At 64.7% G+C, this 16649-nt stretch carries 16 protein-coding genes, 1 tRNA gene and 1 riboswitch; of the genes, 4 read left to right on the forward strand and 13 right to left on the reverse strand.

The genetic code is table 11. The annotated features are described in order from the left end of the window. Positions 1-43 precede the first annotated feature (43 nt). Together EPN59_RS02550 and EPN59_RS02555 are read left to right on the forward strand one after the other, a co-directional pair. Complete coding sequence (locus tag EPN59_RS02550) at positions 44-1504, forward strand: alkaline phosphatase family protein (RefSeq protein ID WP_293034649.1); 1461 nt, start codon at positions 44-46, stop codon at positions 1502-1504. A 30-nt stretch (positions 1505-1534) separates the two neighbouring features. Then, complete coding sequence (locus EPN59_RS02555) at positions 1535-1993, forward strand: hypothetical protein (protein ID WP_293034648.1); 459 nt, start codon at positions 1535-1537, stop codon at positions 1991-1993. Here EPN59_RS02555 and bluB read toward each other — a convergent pair. Together bluB and EPN59_RS02565 are read right to left on the reverse strand one after the other, a co-directional pair. Continuing rightward, a complete protein-coding gene (gene bluB / locus EPN59_RS02560; RefSeq protein ID WP_293034647.1) occupies positions 1965-2828 on the reverse strand; it encodes a 5,6-dimethylbenzimidazole synthase in 864 nt (287 codons plus the stop codon). The genes EPN59_RS02555 and bluB overlap by 29 nt on opposite strands. Next, a riboswitch (cobalamin riboswitch) is annotated at positions 2786-2962 on the reverse strand. It overlaps the preceding gene by 43 nt. A gap of 60 nt (positions 2963-3022) precedes the next feature. Further along, positions 3023-3919, reverse strand: a complete 897-nt coding sequence (locus EPN59_RS02565) for an EamA family transporter (protein ID WP_293034646.1) — start codon at positions 3917-3919, stop codon at positions 3023-3025. A gap of 159 nt (positions 3920-4078) precedes the next feature. Here EPN59_RS02565 and EPN59_RS02570 point away from each other — a divergent pair, with 159 nt between their 5' ends. Both EPN59_RS02570 and EPN59_RS02575 read left to right on the forward strand, forming a co-directional pair. Next, complete coding sequence (locus EPN59_RS02570; RefSeq protein ID WP_293034645.1) at positions 4079-4996, forward strand: AraC family transcriptional regulator; 918 nt, start codon at positions 4079-4081, stop codon at positions 4994-4996. A gap of 119 nt (positions 4997-5115) precedes the next feature. Further along, positions 5116-5192, forward strand: a tRNA-Val gene (locus EPN59_RS02575). Between the two features lie 210 nt (positions 5193-5402). Here the strand turns inward: EPN59_RS02575 and EPN59_RS02580 are convergent. The 11 genes from EPN59_RS02580 to EPN59_RS02630 form a co-directional block, all read right to left on the reverse strand. Then, entirely contained in the window at positions 5403-5990 is a 588-nt protein-coding gene (locus EPN59_RS02580) for a YSC84-related protein (RefSeq protein ID WP_293034644.1), read from the reverse strand. Positions 5991-6133: 143 nt separating this feature from the next. Further along, positions 6134-7477, reverse strand: a complete 1344-nt coding sequence (locus tag EPN59_RS02585) for a TAXI family TRAP transporter solute-binding subunit (protein ID WP_293034643.1) — start codon at positions 7475-7477, stop codon at positions 6134-6136. Between the two features lie 121 nt (positions 7478-7598). Continuing rightward, the gene (locus EPN59_RS02590; protein WP_293034642.1) at positions 7599-8030 is read right to left on the reverse strand and encodes a MarR family winged helix-turn-helix transcriptional regulator; all 432 of its coding nucleotides are present in this window, start codon (positions 8028-8030) and stop codon (positions 7599-7601) included. Positions 8031-8144: 114 nt separating this feature from the next. Continuing rightward, on the reverse strand, positions 8145-9638 hold the full coding sequence (locus EPN59_RS02595; protein WP_293034641.1) for an efflux transporter outer membrane subunit: 1494 nt from the start codon (positions 9636-9638) through the stop codon (positions 8145-8147). 16 nt (positions 9639-9654) lie between these two features. After that, positions 9655-11160, reverse strand: a complete 1506-nt coding sequence (locus tag EPN59_RS02600) for a DHA2 family efflux MFS transporter permease subunit (RefSeq protein ID WP_293034650.1) — start codon at positions 11158-11160, stop codon at positions 9655-9657. Positions 11161-11264: 104 nt separating this feature from the next. Then, positions 11265-12365, reverse strand: coding sequence for an HlyD family secretion protein (locus EPN59_RS02605; protein WP_293034640.1), 1101 nt, complete (start codon positions 12363-12365; stop codon positions 11265-11267). A gap of 265 nt (positions 12366-12630) precedes the next feature. After that, positions 12631-13566, reverse strand: a complete 936-nt coding sequence (locus EPN59_RS02610; RefSeq protein WP_293034639.1) for a LysR family transcriptional regulator — start codon at positions 13564-13566, stop codon at positions 12631-12633. Positions 13567-13822: 256 nt separating this feature from the next. Beyond that, complete coding sequence (locus EPN59_RS02615) at positions 13823-14188, reverse strand: response regulator (protein ID WP_293034638.1); 366 nt, start codon at positions 14186-14188, stop codon at positions 13823-13825. Between the two features lie 37 nt (positions 14189-14225). Then, entirely contained in the window at positions 14226-15209 is a 984-nt protein-coding gene (locus EPN59_RS02620) for a chemotaxis protein CheX (protein ID WP_293045480.1), read from the reverse strand. 161 nt (positions 15210-15370) lie between these two features. Further along, entirely contained in the window at positions 15371-15901 is a 531-nt protein-coding gene (locus EPN59_RS02625; protein WP_293038181.1) for a hypothetical protein, read from the reverse strand. Further along, positions 15898-16644, reverse strand: a complete 747-nt coding sequence (locus EPN59_RS02630; protein ID WP_293038178.1) for a methyl-accepting chemotaxis protein — start codon at positions 16642-16644, stop codon at positions 15898-15900. The genes EPN59_RS02625 and EPN59_RS02630 overlap by 4 nt, the downstream gene beginning before the upstream one ends. Positions 16645-16649: the final 5 nt, after the last annotated feature.

The raw sequence follows: 16649 nt of genomic DNA on the forward strand, positions 1-16649 counted from the left end.
GGGCCGCAGCATCGCAAGACTCGTGCAATCCGCAGGAGGCAAGATGACTGACTGGTCCGCCATACGGCATGTTGTTGTCCTGATGCTGGAGAACCGTTCGTTCGATAACGTCCTCGGTTTCCTGCGCCCGGCAGGCTCCGATTTCGACGGGCTCGACGGCGCCGGTTGCGCGGGCAACGACGGCATCGCACCGTGGCCCACGCCCGAGGGCACCGACTGTTCGACGGTCCCCAACCCCGATCCGGGCGAAACGTTCGACGACATCAACGCGCAACTCTTCAACGGACCGATCACCGGCGTGCCGTCGATGAGCGGCTTCGTCGCCAATTACAAACACCTCGGCGGCAACGGCGCCGAGATCATGCACTGTTTCACGCGCAACGATCTGCCTGTCCTGAGCAAGCTGGCGAGCAGCTTCGCCGTATCGGATCGCTGGTTCGCGTCGGCGCCGTGCCAGACCTGGCCCAACCGGTTTTTCGTGCATGCGGGCACCGCCAACGGGTATGAGAACAACACGCTCGACGGCTTTCCGTTTCCGATGCAAACGATCTTCAACGAACTGCAAGGCGTCGAGCCGTGGAAGATCTATTTCCACGATTTTCCGCAGACCGCGCTGCTCTCGCGCCTGTGGCCGTATTTCGCGAATTTCCGGCTGATCGACGAATTCATCAGCGACGCTGCGGCAGGCCAATTGCCGGCCTACGCCTTCATCGAGCCGCGGTATTACCCGGATGTGGTGCAATTGCCGAACGATATGCATCCGCCGCATCACGTGCCGTTCGCCGATGCGCTTGTCGCACGCGTCTATAACGCGGTGCGTGCGTCGCCCAACTGGGACAACACGCTGCTGATCGTCACGTTCGACGAACACGGCGGCTGTTTCGATCACGTTCCCCCGCCCGCCGCGACGCAGCCCGAACCGCCACGGCCGATGCAGCGCTTCACGTTCGACCGCTTCGGCGTGCGCGTACCGGCCATCATCGTCTCGCCGTACACCGCCGCGGGCACCGTGTTGCGCGCGGACGGTCCCGTGCCGTACGACCACACGTCGATCCTCAAGACCGTGCGCAACTGCTTCGGCATTGCCGGGCCGCTCTCCGCGCGCGAGGCCGCCGCACCGGATCTGTCCGCGGCGCTCAATGCGCCCTTCGACGCGAATCGCGGGCCGCTATCGATCGATGTGCCCGCACCCATCGTCGACGACGCCGCACTGCAGGCCGCGAACGGGCGCGACGTGACGCACATGCAGGGTCTGTTCGCGCTGGCCGCAAAGAGCCTCGCGCCACTGGGCGGCGGCACGACCGTCGCCCAGCACATTCAGGATCTCATCCAGTCGAAGAATGCCCCGGCTGGCGCGGCCGACGCCCGGACACCGGCCGCACCGACAACCGCCGGAGCCGCAGGCGCGTTTGCGCGCAGCGTCATGCAGAAGATACTCGCGCGGTTCGCGACGCCGAAGCCGCCGCCCGAGGCGCCGCAAGACTCGATCTATCGCGGTCAATGACGTTTTCAACTGGACTTCCAGGAGAATGCGATGCCCTTACCCTCCGATACCGGCACCTGGCTCGCGCAGCCCATGAATTACTGGTACGCGGCGCTGCGGCCGTTCTTTGCGCTTTACGCCGCACCGAGATCGCTCGACCAGTCGATCCTGCCGTGGACCTTCGCGGGCCTTGTGATCAACGAGAACAATTCGAGCGATCCGGCTACCGAACAGGCCGTCGTCACCAGGGACAGTTATGGCCGGCAACTGGGACGCATCTCCGATGCGCTCGCGTGCCTGATCGACACGCTTGCCGAGGACGAAAAGAAGAACAAGGCCATCGAGGCGTTTCTCGGCATGAAGGCGCAAATCGACGAGATCAAGGACAAGGCTCAGGCCGCACGCTTCGACAAGGTGCTGTCCGACCTCGCAGACCTCCGCCAGCGCGACGAGCGTACCTTCTACGAACGCGTCGAGCGCGTCAGCGCGCTCGCGAACTCGTCGAGTTGAGCGTCCCGTTCAGACCATTCTCCTGAATGGTTGCCTGCTGCTGACGCAAGCAGTCGATGAGCGGATCGTCTGCTTTGGCCTGTTGTTCCCACTGGTCGATATAAACCAGTTGATCGATCGGCAACCTGGGCAGCCAACCCGCGCTTTCCAGCTCCGGCTTGTCGTAGAAGTGGCTGACGTAGCCCAGACAGAGATAGGCCACCGGCACGATATTGCGGGGAATCTGGAGCGCGTCCTGCACATCGCGCTGATTGAAGATGCTCACCCAACCCACGCCCAGACCTTCGGCGCGTGCAGCCAGCCACAGATTTTGCACCGCGCAGACGCTGCTATAGAGATCCATCGTCCGAATATGGGTGCGCCCCACGACGACCGGACCGGTACGTTTGCGATCGCAGGTGATACAGAGGTTGACGGGCGACTCCAGGATGCCTTCGAGTTTGAGGCGGCTGTAGACTTCGCGCTTTTCGCCATCGAACATCTGCGCGGCTTCTGCGTTGGCCTTTTTGAACAGGTCATGGACGCGCTGCTTGACGTCCTGCGAGCGAACCACCAGAAAATTCCAGGGCTGCATGAAGCCCACCGAAGGCGCATGGTGCGCGGCCATCAGAACGCGGCTTAACACCTCGTCGGGGATGGCGTCGGGCAGGAATTGTCCGCGCACGTCACGGCGGCTGAAAATGGTTCGGTAGACTGCGGCGCGTTCTGCTTCGGAAAATTGGTGATCGGGCCGGACAGCTTGGCTTTCCATGGATTCCCCTTTTGGAAAAGATTCGGCTGCCGGGCCTGGCAGCGTTTTTTCGCTCTTCAGGCCGGTCTTCTGACTTGGATTCATCCGTGTAGAGCGCCTTCCCGGCTCGCGCCAGTGGCATGTTGCTCTACCCGTCCTCCATACAGCGTTGGGCACGTGGCGGAATTGCACCGCCTTCCCGATTCTCCCTTGCGGGCACCTGAAGAAAAGTCGCCGCAACAAATCGTTGCGGCGGCCCGAATCCTATTACACCCGTGAAATGCGGGCAACCACGCCAGTCAGGCTGTCGCACGCCGGGTGAAAATACGGCGGGTCAGATCGAATGCGACGAGATTGCCCGCCAGGATCAGCACCAGTCCGACCACGGCCAGCAATGACCAACGGTAGCCTTCGAAGACGGTCGAAATCGCGAGCGCGACGATCGGAAACAACACCGTGCAATAGGCTGCGCGCTCGGGTCCGATCCGGCCAACCAGCGTCAGATACGCGGTAAATCCAATCACCGATCCTGCGATGACGAGATAGGCAAGCGCGCCGAGGTAACGTGCATCCAGTTCGGGCCGGAACGGCAAACCGGCGAACGCGCTGCCGGCCACCAGCACCGTGGTGCCGATCAGCATGGCCCAACCATTCGTGACAAGCGGATCCAACCCCATGGATTGCATGCGGCTGGACAACAGATTGCCCGCCGAAAAACACTGCGTGCCGAGAAACGCGACGGCAAGCCCGAGCCAGGCGGTCTGGTCGCCGATATGGCCCGCCATCTGTTGCAGGAACAGGCAAACAATCCCGATCAGGCCGAGCACGGCTCCGCCGACCGCGGAAGGCTGCAGCGGCCGCCCCATGAACAGGCGGCCGTTGATGGAATTGAGCAGCGGCGCTGTCGAGAACACGACGGCGACGAGACCGCTCGGCACGATGCCCTCGGCATAGTAAAAGCACAGGAAGTTAAGGCAGAAGAGCGCAAGCCCCTGGCCCACCAGATATCGCCACGCCGCGCGCGGCGGCCAGATCGGGCGGCGCATGATGCGCAGCAGCGCAAACATCACGAGCGCCGCGAGCCCGAAGCGCCAGGCGATGGAAACGGGTGCCGGGACGACGCCAAGCTGCCATTTAATGGCGATCCAGGTGGTGCCCCAGATCACGACGGTGAGCGCATAGAGCAAGAGATTCATTTCCGGAACCAGTTCGAAACTGAAAGTCCCCACTATCGCGCGCAGTTGTGACCCGCACTTGTCCAGGATTGCGCTTTTTTGTCGGCGGCCTGCTCCGGCCGGCGCGCGCGTATACTTTCACGATCCCTCCACCGGTCGCGCAGCGGCCTGTTGCGAACCATGAACGCCCAGCCGACTCCCTCCGTGCCCGATCTCGCCGACAGCCCATTCGGGCTGCATTCGGTGTGCCGCACGCTGAGCGAAGCCGACGCGACGCTCGAACGGTTTGCCTGGCTCGGCGACCGGCTTGCGGCAGCCGTCTGGGTGCGCGAGACGCGCGAGACGGAGACGGTCTACGAGCGGCCCGGCCATCACACGCTCTCGTGCTACATCGACGGCGGCTACCGGACGGAGCGGCAAAAACTGCCGGGCATCTACGGCGCACCGAGCCGCCTCTGCGCGCTGCCGGGCGATCACGAATCGCGCTGGTGGGTGCGGGGCCACATGCATTTCATGCACCTTTATTTCCTGCCGGAGCACTTTACGCAACGTGCCGTCAGCGAACTCGATCTGGAACCGCGCGAACTCACGCTGGCAGACCGCACGTATTTCGAAGACGAGCGGATCGCCATGCTTTGCCAGACGCTTGCCCACGAAGACTGGACCGATCCGCAAGGGCTTTTGCGCAGCAACGAAACGGCCCACGAAGTGCTGAGCCTGCTGCTGCGCAGCCAGAGCGTGCGCCGCCCGGGCGCGGCGCTCAAGGGCGGCCTTTCGGTGGCGACGCGGCGGCGCCTGCGCGACTACATCGACGCCCATCTGGGCGAGCCGCTGACGCTCGGCGCACTCGCTGAAATCGCGTGCCTGTCCGAATACCATCTCGCGCGCATGTTCCGCACGTCGTTCGGTCAGCCGCCGCATGCATGGATTGCGGCCCAGCGTCTCGAACGGGCCCGCGCCCTGTTGCGCTCGACCGCACAACCGCTCGTGCAGATTGCGGCCGAGTGCGGCTATGCGAACGCGAGCCACTTCAGCCATCGCTTCCGCGATGCATTCGGTGCCGCGCCCAATACTTACCGGCAAGCAGTCCAGAAATAGCCCGCGGGTGCCACGCGGGTGCCAGCAGACTAGCCACGACGATCTCGCACCAGGAAAGAGAAACCGCAACAAAAGCGCTTGCAAGCGCGCACGAGTCTCTCTATAATTCGCGCCTCGACAGGCTCGTAGCTCAGCTGGTTAGAGCACCACCTTGACATGGTGGGGGTCGTTGGTTCGAGTCCAATCGAGCCTACCAACGAATAGTGCAGTACCTTGTTGCAACACCCGGCAATGACGCAGTCCCTCGCGGGAATGCGTCATTTTCGTTTTTGGCTTTATTCTTTCGCAGATCGCCATGCGCTGCGGCATGGATGCGTAGTTATCCAAAACATCCTGCGCAGCCGCCTGCCCGCTGCCGAGGGAAAGTCAGGCAAGGCGATTGCGCCTTGCCTGACTTCCTGCGCGTCTAGATCTTCAGCCGCGTGACCTTCGTACCCGCGAGCGACACATCGCCCATCAGGCCCGCGTTCGTCACGATGAACACCTGAACCGGCGCCGTCGCGGTGGTCGTATCGACAGCACCGTTCGCGCCCATCTTCACGAGCGCCACCGACGCATCCGCTCCCGCCGACCAGCCCTCCGACGCGCGGAAGCGGTTGAGCGAATCCTGGGTCATGAAGCAGAAGATGACCGCCTTCGACTGCGCGCCCGCCTGCAGACCCAACGATCCCGACACGGTGCTGTAGTAGCCCACCGTTGCACCGCCCACGCGCAGCGCGCCTTCGCCATACTGCCCGCCGACGATGAATCCGGCCTGCAGCACGGACGGGAACACGAGCACGCCACGTGCCTTTGCTACGAGTTCATGCGAGCCCGGCACGGTCGTAAAGAGCTTGTTCAAGGCGCCGTCGATACCTGCGTCAATCGACTGGCGTCGCGAGGCGTTATCCGCCGCGCTCGGATTCGTGCCCGGCGTGGTGGTACACCCCTCGAGCGCAAATGCGCCCGAGGCGAGCGCGGCGGCGGCCGTGAGGATGAAGTTTCGTCGTTGCATCGTTATCTCCACACGAATGGGAATGTGGGAACGTGAGCGCAAGCCGCATTCCCACATTCCCACCCCAGTTTGCACGAAATCGATGAGAGGCGTCCGCGCAGTGGTCACTCCGCATTGGATCAGTGCGCATCAATGCAGATCGATCAGTGGGTGACGGGCTCGTTCGCAACCAGATGCGAGCGCACGAAGCCGATATGCTCCCGCAGCACGTAAAACGCATCGGCATAAGCAAGCGGCATGCGCAGCGTGTTGAGCGAGCGCTCGATTTCGTTGAGTTCGCCGATCAACTGGCGCCGCTCTTCTTCGCTCGTATGCTTGAGCGCATCGCGCTCGATCGCGATGAGCGCGCCGTAGTAGCGATAGATGCGCGAGCGCACGCGCCAGCTATACAGTGCGGGAATGGCGCGCAGGGCCGGGAATACGAGAACGGCGAGCGGCAGCAGCAGAACGATGAGCCGGTCCGCCACGCTCGCGAGCCAGAACGGCAGCGTGCGATAAAGAAAGCTCTTGCCCGAGCGGTAATAGCGCGTCGCGTCTTCGCTGATCCGGAAGTCGTGCACCGACGTGTTCGGAAACTCGCCCGCGCGCTGCAACAGACCCGGCGCGCTGTTCACCTCGCTTGCGGCTTCGATCAGCAGATCGGAAATCGCCGGATGCAGCGTGCTGCGCGCGACGATCTCAACGGTCGGGCCGATCAGATGCACGGTATCGGGCGGAACGCGGTGGCGCAGATCGAGCACGCCTGGCGGCAGGTCGATGGTTTCGAGGTAGGGAAAGAGCCGCGTGTAAGCGCTCGTTTCGTCGAGGCTCATCACGGAGATGCCTGGAATCGTCAGCACGCGCAGCATCAGTTCGCGCGTCGTGGAGTCGCCGCTCAACATGGCGGCATCGACGTTACCGGAGACGAGTTGCGTGGCGGCCTGCAAGCCGTCGAGCGGCAGCAGCGTGGTATCGCCGCCGGGAACGATGCCGTTCGCGTCGAGCAGCTGCAGCGAGAGCATCCGCGTGCCGCTGCCTTCGCGGCCGATGGCAATGCGTTTGCCTTCGAGCTGCGAAAGCTGCGTGAGACCCGAACCGCGATAGAACACCACCATCGGCAGATACGCGACGCTGCCGAGCGACATCAGCGAATTCACATCCCGGTCGCCTGCCACGCCGCCCTGCACGAGCGCGACATCGACGTGCAACTTCGGGTCGAGCAGCCGGTTCAGGTTCTGCACCGAGCCATCCGATTCGAGCACGTCGAGCGTCACGCCGTTGCGCGCGAGGATCGTGCGGTAGGACTCGGCCAACAGCATGAACGAGCTGTCGCTGGGACCGGCGCTGATCGTGATGCTGCGCGGCGGCGCGGGATCGACGAGCCACACCATGAGCGCGACGATAACACCGCAAATGATCGCAACCGGCAACGCGGATAGCGCGAGATCGCGCCAGTCGGGCTGAGCGTGTTCGCGCAGAAAATGTAGCGGCGGTCGATATCGTTTCATGAGAACCCGGCGGCGACGCGTCAGACTCCTGGAAACCTCATGATGCCATTTTCGCGCCAGATCGGATCGTTATCGGCGCGAAGCTTGCGCTTCGCAGATCGCGCCGCGCGCGGGCGGCGATTCAGGTGTCTGCTTTCGTCAGCGCGAAGAGTTCGGCGCGCAATGCCTTCGCACGGTCGCGCTTCATATGCTGCTCGAACTCGGTCTGCGCGTCCTGCCACAGCACGCGCGCACGCTCGTAGCGCCGTCGGCCGCCAGTCGAAAGGCGATAGACGAGCATGCGCGTATCCTGCTGCGACGCCGACGCGACCACGAGCGCATCGCGCTGCAACGGTTTGAGCGCGCGCACGAGCGTCGTGCGGTCCATGACGAGGTCGTCGGACAGTTCGGCGGCGGTCGCATCGGGGTGCCTCGCGAGGCGCGAAAGGATCGTGAATTGCGCAGCCGTCACGCCCGCCTGCGAAAGATGACGCTCGTAGAGTTGCGTGACGAAACGCGCGGCCTGCCGCAGCGCAAAACAGTTGCATTCGTCGCGAGTTGTCTGCTTCGTCATGACCTTCACCTCTTCAGTCCCGCGCCACGCGGCGCACGGTCATCATACTTTCCCCGGCGCGGGCACGATACCCGGGCGCTACCGCTGCAAAACGTCACGGCACAACGTGTGGCGCTATTTCACGCGCACGTCGGGCGTGGTTTCGGCGCGAGGTAAATCGGCGGCCTGGGCGATCACCTCGCCGCTCTGGCTCCAGCCGCCGCCGAGCGACCGGTACAGTGCAACCGCCGCGAGCGCACGCTCGCGTTGCGCCTCGTTGAGCAAGTCGGCATCGGCGAGATAGGTCTGCTGCGCCGTGAGCACGTCGAGGAAGTCCGCCGCGCCGCCCTTGTAGAGCTGATTCGCGAGCTTGAGCGCCTGCGACGAGGCAGCCGCCGCATCGTTCAACTCCCGTGCCTGATCCGCCGTGCTCACGAGGTCCGTGCGGCTGTCCTCCACTTCACGCAGCGCCTGCAACATCGTCTGCCGAAGGTTCAGTTGCGACTCGCGCATGCGGCTCTCGCTCTGGCCGATTTCCGCCGTGATGCGGCCCGCGTTGAAGATCGGGCTCGTCGCGCCAATCGCCGCGCTAAAGAGATTGTCGGTTAACGTCGGCAGGCCGAGATACGATGCGGCCAGCACGCCATCCGTGAGATTCAGCGAAAACTTCGGATAGCGCTCTGCACGCGCAACGCCCACTTCGGCTGCACGCTGCTCCACGCTCGCGTAGGCCGCCTGCACGTCCGGTCGACGCAGCAGCGCTTCCGAGGGCAGCAGTTGCGGCGCACCGACGGGCGCAGCCGGAATAGGCGCGGAAGCGGCCAGTGCAAGCTGCGCGACGGATTCCGGCGTGCGGCCCGTGTAGATCGCAATCAGGTTCAATTGATGTTCGACGCTCGCCCGCGCGCGTGGAATGCGCGCCTGCAGTTCGCTCAACTGCGACTGTGCGCGCGTCACGTCGAGCTGCGTCGAGAGGCCGTATTTCAGCCGGTCCTGCGTGAGCGTGAGCGCGCGCTGCCGGATCGAAACGTTGTCCTGGAGAATATTCAGTTCAGCCTGCGCCCAGCGCAAATCGACGTAGGCCGATGCCGTATCGGCGGCCAGCGCGAGCCGCAGCGCGTCGAGCGCATGCTGCTGGCCGACGAGATTCGCCTGCGCGGCAAGCAGATCGAGCCGCTCGCCGCCGAACACATCCGGCGACCACCCAAGCGTGAAGCCCGCACCCGCCTGCTTCACATAGCCGAGCGGCGGCGGCGTGTTCTGCCGCACATACGCGCCGTGCGCCGTGAAATCGAGTTGCGGCAGCAGCGCCGCGTGCTTTTGCGTCGTGATCGACTGCGCCTGCTTCACGCGTTCCGCCGCGGCCTGAAGATCGAGATTGCCTTGCAGCACGGTAGCGAGCAGCGCGTTCAACGTCGCGTCGCCGAATTGCGCCCACCAGGTTTGCGCATCGACGGCGTCCTGCGGCGCGTCGATGCGCCAGGCGGCGGGTGCGGTTTCGTGAACCGTTGCCGGTAAATCGGCATGCTGGGCGGGCTGCACGGCGCACGCTGCGAGCACGGCGGCCACGACTGACGCAACAAGCGTGCGCGCAACGCGCAGCGGCCTGAAATTCGAAGACGCTTGCATGATGGACCTCTGTGGCTCAATGAGCATCGGTGGGCGGGCCGCCTAACGTGATCGGCCGCGAAAACAGCACGCTCGCCAGTGCCACCACGAAGCACAGCGACAGCACGAAGAAGGTGTCCGAAAACGTGAGCACAAGCGCTTCGCGCATCACGAGCGCGTGCAACCGCAGGAGTCCGGCCGTGCCCGCGTCGAGCACATTGCCCGCGACGGACGTCCAGTACGACGCCTGCCCCGCGAGTAGCGATTCCACCTGCGGCTGGCCGTGCGTGACGCTCTCGTTCAGGCGCAGATAGTGGAAATTGAGGCGGTCATTGAGCATCGTTGCGCTCACAGCGATGCCGATGGCGCCGCCGAGGTTGCGCATCAGGTTGAACAGCCCGCTTGCCGACTTGAGCCGCGCGGGCGGCAACGAGCCGAGCGCCATCGTCACGATGGGCGGAATCGCAAATTGCTGGCCGATGCCGCGCAACGCCTGCGGCAGCAGCAACTGCTCCCAGCCCCAGTCGTGCGTGAGCGGCACGTAGAGATAGCAGCCGAGCCCGAACAGCAGCAGGCCGAACACCATGAGCGTGCGCATGCTGAAAAAGCGCGTGGCGACCGCGTACACGCCGAGTGCGAGCAACTGGAAGATACCGACCGAAAGCAGCGCGAAGCCGATCTGCAGCGAACTGAAGCCACGCACTTCGGCGAGAAAGAGCGGCGTGAGAAACACGGCCACGAAAATGCCGATGCCGGTCACGAACGACAGCAGACTGCCGATGCCGAAGTTGCGCACGGCGAGCGCGCGCAAATCGACGATGGGGTCTTTGGCCGTGAGCCCGTGCACGATGAAGAGGAAGCCGCAGATCGCCGCGATCCACGCGCATGCGATGATCGTGTCGTCGCCGAACCAGTTCTTGCGCGGGCCTTCTTCGAGCATGTATTCGAGGCAGCCGAGAAAGCCGCACAACAACAGAATACCGACATAGTCGCCACGCTTGAGCAGCGAGAGATCGGGCTCGTCGACGTGCACGTAGCGCGGCACCAGCATTGCCACGGCGATGCCCGGCACGAGGTTCAGATAGAAGAGCCAGTGCCACGACCACTGATCGGTAATCCAGCCGCCGATCACGGGGCCGATGGTCGGCGCGAGCGAGGCGAGCGCGCTGATCGTCGTGGACGCAACGAGTCGCTGCTTGCCCGGAAACAGCATGAATGCGGTCGTAAATACAGTCGGGATCATCGCCGCACCCAGCGCGCCTTGCAGGCCGCGAAAGAGAATCATCGAGTCGATATCCCATGCGAGCCCGCACAGCATGCTCGTCATGGTGAAACCCACCGCCGAGCCGACAAAAAGCCAGCGCGTGGAAAACACCCGCGAGAGCCAGCCCGACATCGGGATCACCATGATTTCGGCGATCAGATAGGCGGTCTGCACCCACGAGAGTTCATCCTGGCTCGCGGAAAGCCCACCGCCGATGTCGCGCAGCGAGGACGCGACGATCTGGATATCGAGTGTCGCCATGAAAAAGCCGATGCACATCAGCGCGAAGGCGAATGCGCGCTGCCCGAGCGGTTGAAGGTGCGGCGCGAGTGGTGCCGCGTGCGAAGGCGCTGTCTGCGTGGTGGTCATGTCTGTGGCCCCTGTCATTGCGCCGAGGCGTTCTGAGCAGCGTGGCCCAGATGCACCTTCACCGTCGCCGAGAGACCGGGGCGCAGCACCCGTTCCGCGCCCTTCGGCACATCGAGGCGGATACGCACGGGAACGCGTTGCACGATCTTCGTGAAGTTGCCCGTGGCATTCTCCGGCGGCAGCACGCTGAAGGTCGCACCGGTCGCGGGCGCGAGGCTGTCGACGTGGCCCTGCAGCGTGCCGCTGGCCGCGTCGAGTTCGACGTCGGCGCGGTCGCCCACCTGCATCTTTTTCAACTGGTCCTCCTTGAAGTTCGCATCCACCCACAGGCCGGCGGCGGGCACCACGGTCAGGAGCGGCGCGCCGACGTTCGCGAGCATCCCCGTACGCGCCGTGCGATTGCCGATATAGCCATCGACGGGGGCATAAATCGTCGTGTAGCCGACGTTCAGCGCCGCCAGCCGCTGGGCCGCGACGGCGGTCGCGACGCGCGCCTTCGCGTCGGCGATCTGCGCGGCCAGCACATCGAGCTGGCGCTGCGCGGCCTGCACGGCCGCCCCACTGCTCGCCACCGAGGCCTGCGCCTTCGCGTAGTCGGCATGAGCCCGCTCGACCAGTTGATTCGATACGGCGTCGTCTTTCACGAGTTCGCGATAGCGCGTCTCATCCTGCGCACTGCGCGTGAGCTCCGCATTCGATGCGCGCACTTGCGCCTGCTGCTGGTTGATGACGGCTTCCTGCAGCGTGCGGCGCGCCTCCAGTTCGGCGACGGCCGCGCGGGCGCTGTCCACTTCCGCGTTCGCCTGCGCGAGCTTCGCGTCGTAGTCGCGCGAATCGAGGCGGATCAGCACCTGGCCCGCGTGCACGCGCTCGTTGTCCTGCACGAGGATTTCATTCACGAAGCCGCTCACGCGCGGCGCCATCACTGTGACGTTGCCGCCGACGTAGGCGTCATCGGTCGTTTGCACGAAACGCAGCACGAACAACCAGTCGCCGAGCGCCGCCGCGAGCACCAGCGCGACTGCGCCAAGTGCCAGCGCCATCCAGGGCACCCGGCCCGCCTGGACGCGCACAGCGACCGGTTGGTCTGCAACGGAATTGGCAGGACTCGACATGACGCTCACCTGTGTATATGCACTAATTGAGACAAAAAAAACGCCGCTCTACGACCGGACGCGATGGCTGCACATTGCTGCACGATGAAACGGCATGGCTCGGATGGCGGGCGCTCTGGCGAACGGCGAAGCCGTCGTCGTGCCTGGAAAGCCGTGGAGATGCGCTAGTGTGCATACGCACAGATTAGCGGGCACGACGGGCCGCCACAATCGCCAGGCGCGACATCACAGTGTGAACGCGCCGGCAATAATGGCCTTCAACCCTTCAATTGTCTTTCACTGCTGCGGGGGCGGATACAGCGGGCCCGACATCGTCGAAGAATGCGGTGACGTGGTCGATGAACGCGCGCACCTTCGCTGGCAGTAGCGTGCGCGTCGTGTAGGCGAGGCGGATCTCGATCTGCGCGTCGACGATGGGGAAGTCGTCGAGCACCGTCACGAGCCGCCCGGATTCAAGCTCGGCGCTGACGAGCCCGAGCGGCAGCACGCCGATGCCGAACCCTTCCAGCACCATCTCGCGGTTGAACGCCGGGTTGTTCGACGCAACTTCGTGCTTGAGGTGCACGACCACGTCCTCGTTGCCCGCGCGAAACGTGATCGCCGGTTTGCGCAGCGAAGGCGGCATCGTCACGAACACGTGCTGCTCCAGATCGGACGGATGCGTGGGCACTTTCCGCGTGGCCAGATAGCCCGGCGTCGTCACGAGCGCGAGCGGAATGCGTTCGAGCAGGCGCGTCACGGTCGTGTCGTTGTTGAGCATGAACGGCAGCACGAGGCCGAGATCGAAGCCGTCCGCGACGAGATCGACGGGACGTTCGGTGAGCGTCACGTCGAGACTCACCTTTGGATGCGCGTGCTTGAAGCTGGAGACGAGCGGCACGAGCCGGCTCACCATTGCCGTGGTGTGCGCAACGAGCCGCAGCACGCCTTCGGCCTCGCGCGTCTGCTCGGAGGCGACCGCCTCCAGCGCATCGAGGTCGTCCAGCACGCGGCAGCAGCCGTCGTAGAAGCGCTCAGCGGCTTCGGTAAGCGAGATGGCCCGGGTCGTGCGGTGAAAGAGGCGGCTGCCGAGGCGTTTTTCGAGCCGCGCAATCGTACGCGACACGACCGGCGTCGTGACCCCGTGCATGTCGGCGGCACGCGTAAAGCTGCGCGCCTCGACGACGGAGCGGAAAATACGCAGGCTGTCGATATAGTCCATGGCGTGACGGCAAGTGGCAGTCCGGCCAAAAGAGCCGGGAGCGGGCGCCCGCATGTCTCGTCCACATGCGAACAGGCCCTAGCTTAGCGCCACCTGGGCCCGCTTGTCCTGGGGCGAACACGCCAGGGAAAGCCCTCGTCGACCGCCGCCGGGAACCACGCCCTCATTTGCCTGCCCTTGCCTGCACAACCGTCTCGTCGGCACGGCTGCCCGCGCGCCTGCGCTGCGCGGTCAGCCGACCGAATCCGCCCGCAAATCAGCCAGCCAGCTTGCGGAACGTCTCCAGCACGGCGTCGCCCTTGAACGGCTTCACGATCCAGCCGCGCACGCCTGCCGCCTTGCCGCGCTCCTTCATCGCCGGGCTGCTCTCCGTCGTCAGCATCACCACGTTGACTGCCGTGTTCGCAAGCTCACTGCGGATTTTCTCGACCATCGTGAGGCCATCCATGTTCGGCATGTTCACGTCGCTCACCACGAGCTTCACGCCCGGATTCGCGCGCACCTTCGCGAGGCCGTCCTTGCCGTCCACCGCGGTGTCCACGTCGAGTCCGTTCTTGCGCAGAAAGCCTGCCACTTCATCGCGCACCGTGCTCGAATCGTCCACCACCAGAATTTTCGCCATTTTGTTTTCCTCTGCGTCGTGCCCGACGCCTCCTTCATCAAAACAATTCCAGCTCGCCTGCGTCCTGTCCGCACGGGTCCGCGCTGGCCGTCTCTGCCCTTTGAAGCGTCTCGTCGAACGCCTCGGGCGACCACCCGAGGCTGAACACGAAACGCTGGTCGATCGTCACTTCGTGCCCTGTGCCGCGCCCGGCGAGCCGGTACTTGATGCACAGCTGCGGGTTATCCGAACCGAACGACAGGTAGCGCCGCCGATGATTGATGAGCAGCGGCACCTGCACTTGCGTCCCCACGGCGGCGAGCGCCTGCACGTCGCCCAGATAGCGATTGCGAAACGCGCCCCAGACGAGGTTCGTCAATTCGCCGAGCACGCTGTTCATCTCGCGGAAATCCGTCTCCGCCTCACGGCCCGCACGCGGCGGCAGCAAGCCGAGGAGCGGAGCCTCCTCTGCCTGCATCAACAAATAGCCGCGGCACCACGCCGTCTCCAGCGGAATCAGGCTGAACACCTCGCCGAAGATGATGCGGTCGCGCACGATGCTCGGCGCGTCCCAGCTCACGTCGACATTGCCGAACACGTGGTGCAGGCGCTCCACCGTCATCTCCGTGATGCCGCGCACGAGCGCATCCGGGTAGTCCTGCGTGAATACGCATGCATCGAGCGCCGCACGCAGCGACGCGGGATCGCTGTGTGCCCACGCGGCGCGCGATGCGCGCTGCAACGCATCGGGCAAGCCGTCGAGCGTCGGCTGCGACGCCCGGCGCACGATGATCGGCAGCTCGGGGCGCGCGGCGTCGAGGCAGGCCGCCACGGCCGCGCTCGCTTCGAGCGACCCGCCAAAGTCTTCACTGAGCAGCACGCCGCCCAGATCGCTGTGGGCGCGCAGCGCACCGGCCAGCGCGTCGCGGCGCACCCGTACGCCCACGAGATTGTTGTCTTCGCAAAAGCGGCCCAGCGCGTCCGCGCAATCCGTGTCGCTTTCCAGCAGCAACACCTTGCTGACCGGTTTGTTCGAGTCCATGCGTGTTCTTCCTGCGTCCTGCAACTGCGCGTTGCGTATTGCGCCTTGCCCGTTGCCGTGTGATTGCCTGAATTACGTTTCGCTGCTGCCTGGTTGCTGCCTGGTTGCTGTTTTATGGCTGTTCTGTTGCTGCGTCTTGATGGTTGCGTTCGCTCGCAGCTTTAAAACAATTCGAGTTCGCCCGAACTTTCGCAGGCCGCTTCCTGATCCGCCGCGACGAAATCGAGCGGCGTCTTCGAACAGACGCACAGCGTCGCGCCCAGCCGCACGCTCGCATCGAGCGTCAGCGCATGCGACGCCAGATAGGCGGGCTTCAGCTCCTGCAGATACGGCAGACACCCGCCGCTCAGCACATAGGGCGTCGACATGCCGAGATCCGGGAAATGCTCCACCAGTTGCTGGTTCATTGCTCCACAGCAGAGATTGCCGAACTCCATGAACGTTTCCGCCAGCGTGCGCTGCGCGTCGCCCACGTAGTACCGGCGCGTCGCTTCGTCGTCGTTGAAGTGCAGCAGCAACAGCAGGCGAAACTGCATCGACGAGATCGTCAGTGCGACCACGTGCGCGCCCTGCGCGGTTTCGCCCGCGTGAGGCACGATCTCGCAGGCATGCTGCGCGTCGGCCACGAGGCGCGTGCGCGCCGCCGCGAAAAAAATGCGGTCGATGCTGTCCTTCGCGCGCTCGCCAATCATGCCAGCGCCTCGGCATGCGCTTCCGCCAGTTGCGAGCGCAACTGGGTCGACAGCGATTCGACGCTCGCGAGCGACGCCGCAATCATCTTGCCGCCCGCCTGAATGTCCTGAAACGTCGCGGCCGTGACGAGATCGTTGCGGTGCAGGCTGTCGCGATAGCTCTTGGAGAGTTCCTGCGAGCGCGTCGCCAGCGCACGCACTTCGCCCGCGACGATCGAGAAGCCGCGGCCCGCCGCGCCCGCGCGCGCGGCTTCGATGGATGCGTTGAGCGACACGATCAGCACGTGGCTCACGATCGACGACAGCTCCTGGTTCTTCTGATGCATGTCGTGGTTCTGCGCCATCAGCGAGATCATCTGCTCGTGCCAGCGCTCGAATGTCGCCGACATGTGCCGCAGACGCGCAGCTTCGTCAGCAATGCCCGCCGCGCGCTGCTGCGCGGCTTCGCACCGTGCGCGCTCGGCGTAGAGTGCTGCGTCGAGCGCGTCTGCCACCGACTTGCGCTGCGCCAGTTCGGCGTGCAGCGCATCGATCTGCGCCGCAAGCGTGTCGATTTCGTGCGCGCATGCTCCAAGGCGCTCGTTCGCGTGCGCCTCGGCCTTGGCGAGCGCGGCGGCGTGCGCTGCGTCCTGCGCCTCGCCCTCGTGCCGCCAGCGTGCGCGTGCGCGCCAGTGCACGCCGAGGACGGCGAGTGCCATGAGTACGGCGAGCGCCGCGCCTCCCATCAGAATCGGCAGAACCACTGCAA

It is taken from the genome of Paraburkholderia sp. (assembly GCF_004298475.1).
Taxonomy (GTDB): domain Bacteria; phylum Pseudomonadota; class Gammaproteobacteria; order Burkholderiales; family Burkholderiaceae; genus Paraburkholderia; species Paraburkholderia denitrificans.

Excerpts from the sequence above, each read along its gene's own strand:
- EPN59_RS02550 (WP_293034649.1), top strand. The coding sequence starts at position 44 with ATGACTGACTGGTCCGCCATACGGCATGTTGTTGTCCTGATGCTGGAG.
- EPN59_RS02555 (WP_293034648.1), top strand. The coding sequence starts at position 1,535 with ATGCCCTTACCCTCCGATACCGGCACCTGGCTCGCGCAGCCCATGAAT.
- bluB (WP_293034647.1), bottom strand. The coding sequence starts at position 2,828 with ATGAATCCAAGTCAGAAGACCGGCCTGAAGAGCGAAAAAACGCTGCCA.
- EPN59_RS02565 (WP_293034646.1), bottom strand. The coding sequence starts at position 3,919 with ATGAATCTCTTGCTCTATGCGCTCACCGTCGTGATCTGGGGCACCACC.
- EPN59_RS02570 (WP_293034645.1), top strand. The coding sequence starts at position 4,079 with ATGAACGCCCAGCCGACTCCCTCCGTGCCCGATCTCGCCGACAGCCCA.
- EPN59_RS02580 (WP_293034644.1), bottom strand. The coding sequence starts at position 5,990 with ATGCAACGACGAAACTTCATCCTCACGGCCGCCGCCGCGCTCGCCTCG.
- EPN59_RS02585 (WP_293034643.1), bottom strand. The coding sequence starts at position 7,477 with ATGAAACGATATCGACCGCCGCTACATTTTCTGCGCGAACACGCTCAG.
- EPN59_RS02590 (WP_293034642.1), bottom strand. The coding sequence starts at position 8,030 with ATGACGAAGCAGACAACTCGCGACGAATGCAACTGTTTTGCGCTGCGG.
- EPN59_RS02595 (WP_293034641.1), bottom strand. The coding sequence starts at position 9,638 with ATGCAAGCGTCTTCGAATTTCAGGCCGCTGCGCGTTGCGCGCACGCTT.
- EPN59_RS02600 (WP_293034650.1), bottom strand. The coding sequence starts at position 11,160 with ATGTGCATCGGCTTTTTCATGGCGACACTCGATATCCAGATCGTCGCG.
- EPN59_RS02605 (WP_293034640.1), bottom strand. The coding sequence starts at position 12,365 with ATGTCGAGTCCTGCCAATTCCGTTGCAGACCAACCGGTCGCTGTGCGC.
- EPN59_RS02610 (WP_293034639.1), bottom strand. The coding sequence starts at position 13,566 with ATGGACTATATCGACAGCCTGCGTATTTTCCGCTCCGTCGTCGAGGCG.
- EPN59_RS02615 (WP_293034638.1), bottom strand. The coding sequence starts at position 14,188 with ATGGCGAAAATTCTGGTGGTGGACGATTCGAGCACGGTGCGCGATGAA.
- EPN59_RS02620 (WP_293045480.1), bottom strand. The coding sequence starts at position 15,209 with ATGGACTCGAACAAACCGGTCAGCAAGGTGTTGCTGCTGGAAAGCGAC.
- EPN59_RS02625 (WP_293038181.1), bottom strand. The coding sequence starts at position 15,901 with ATGATTGGCGAGCGCGCGAAGGACAGCATCGACCGCATTTTTTTCGCG.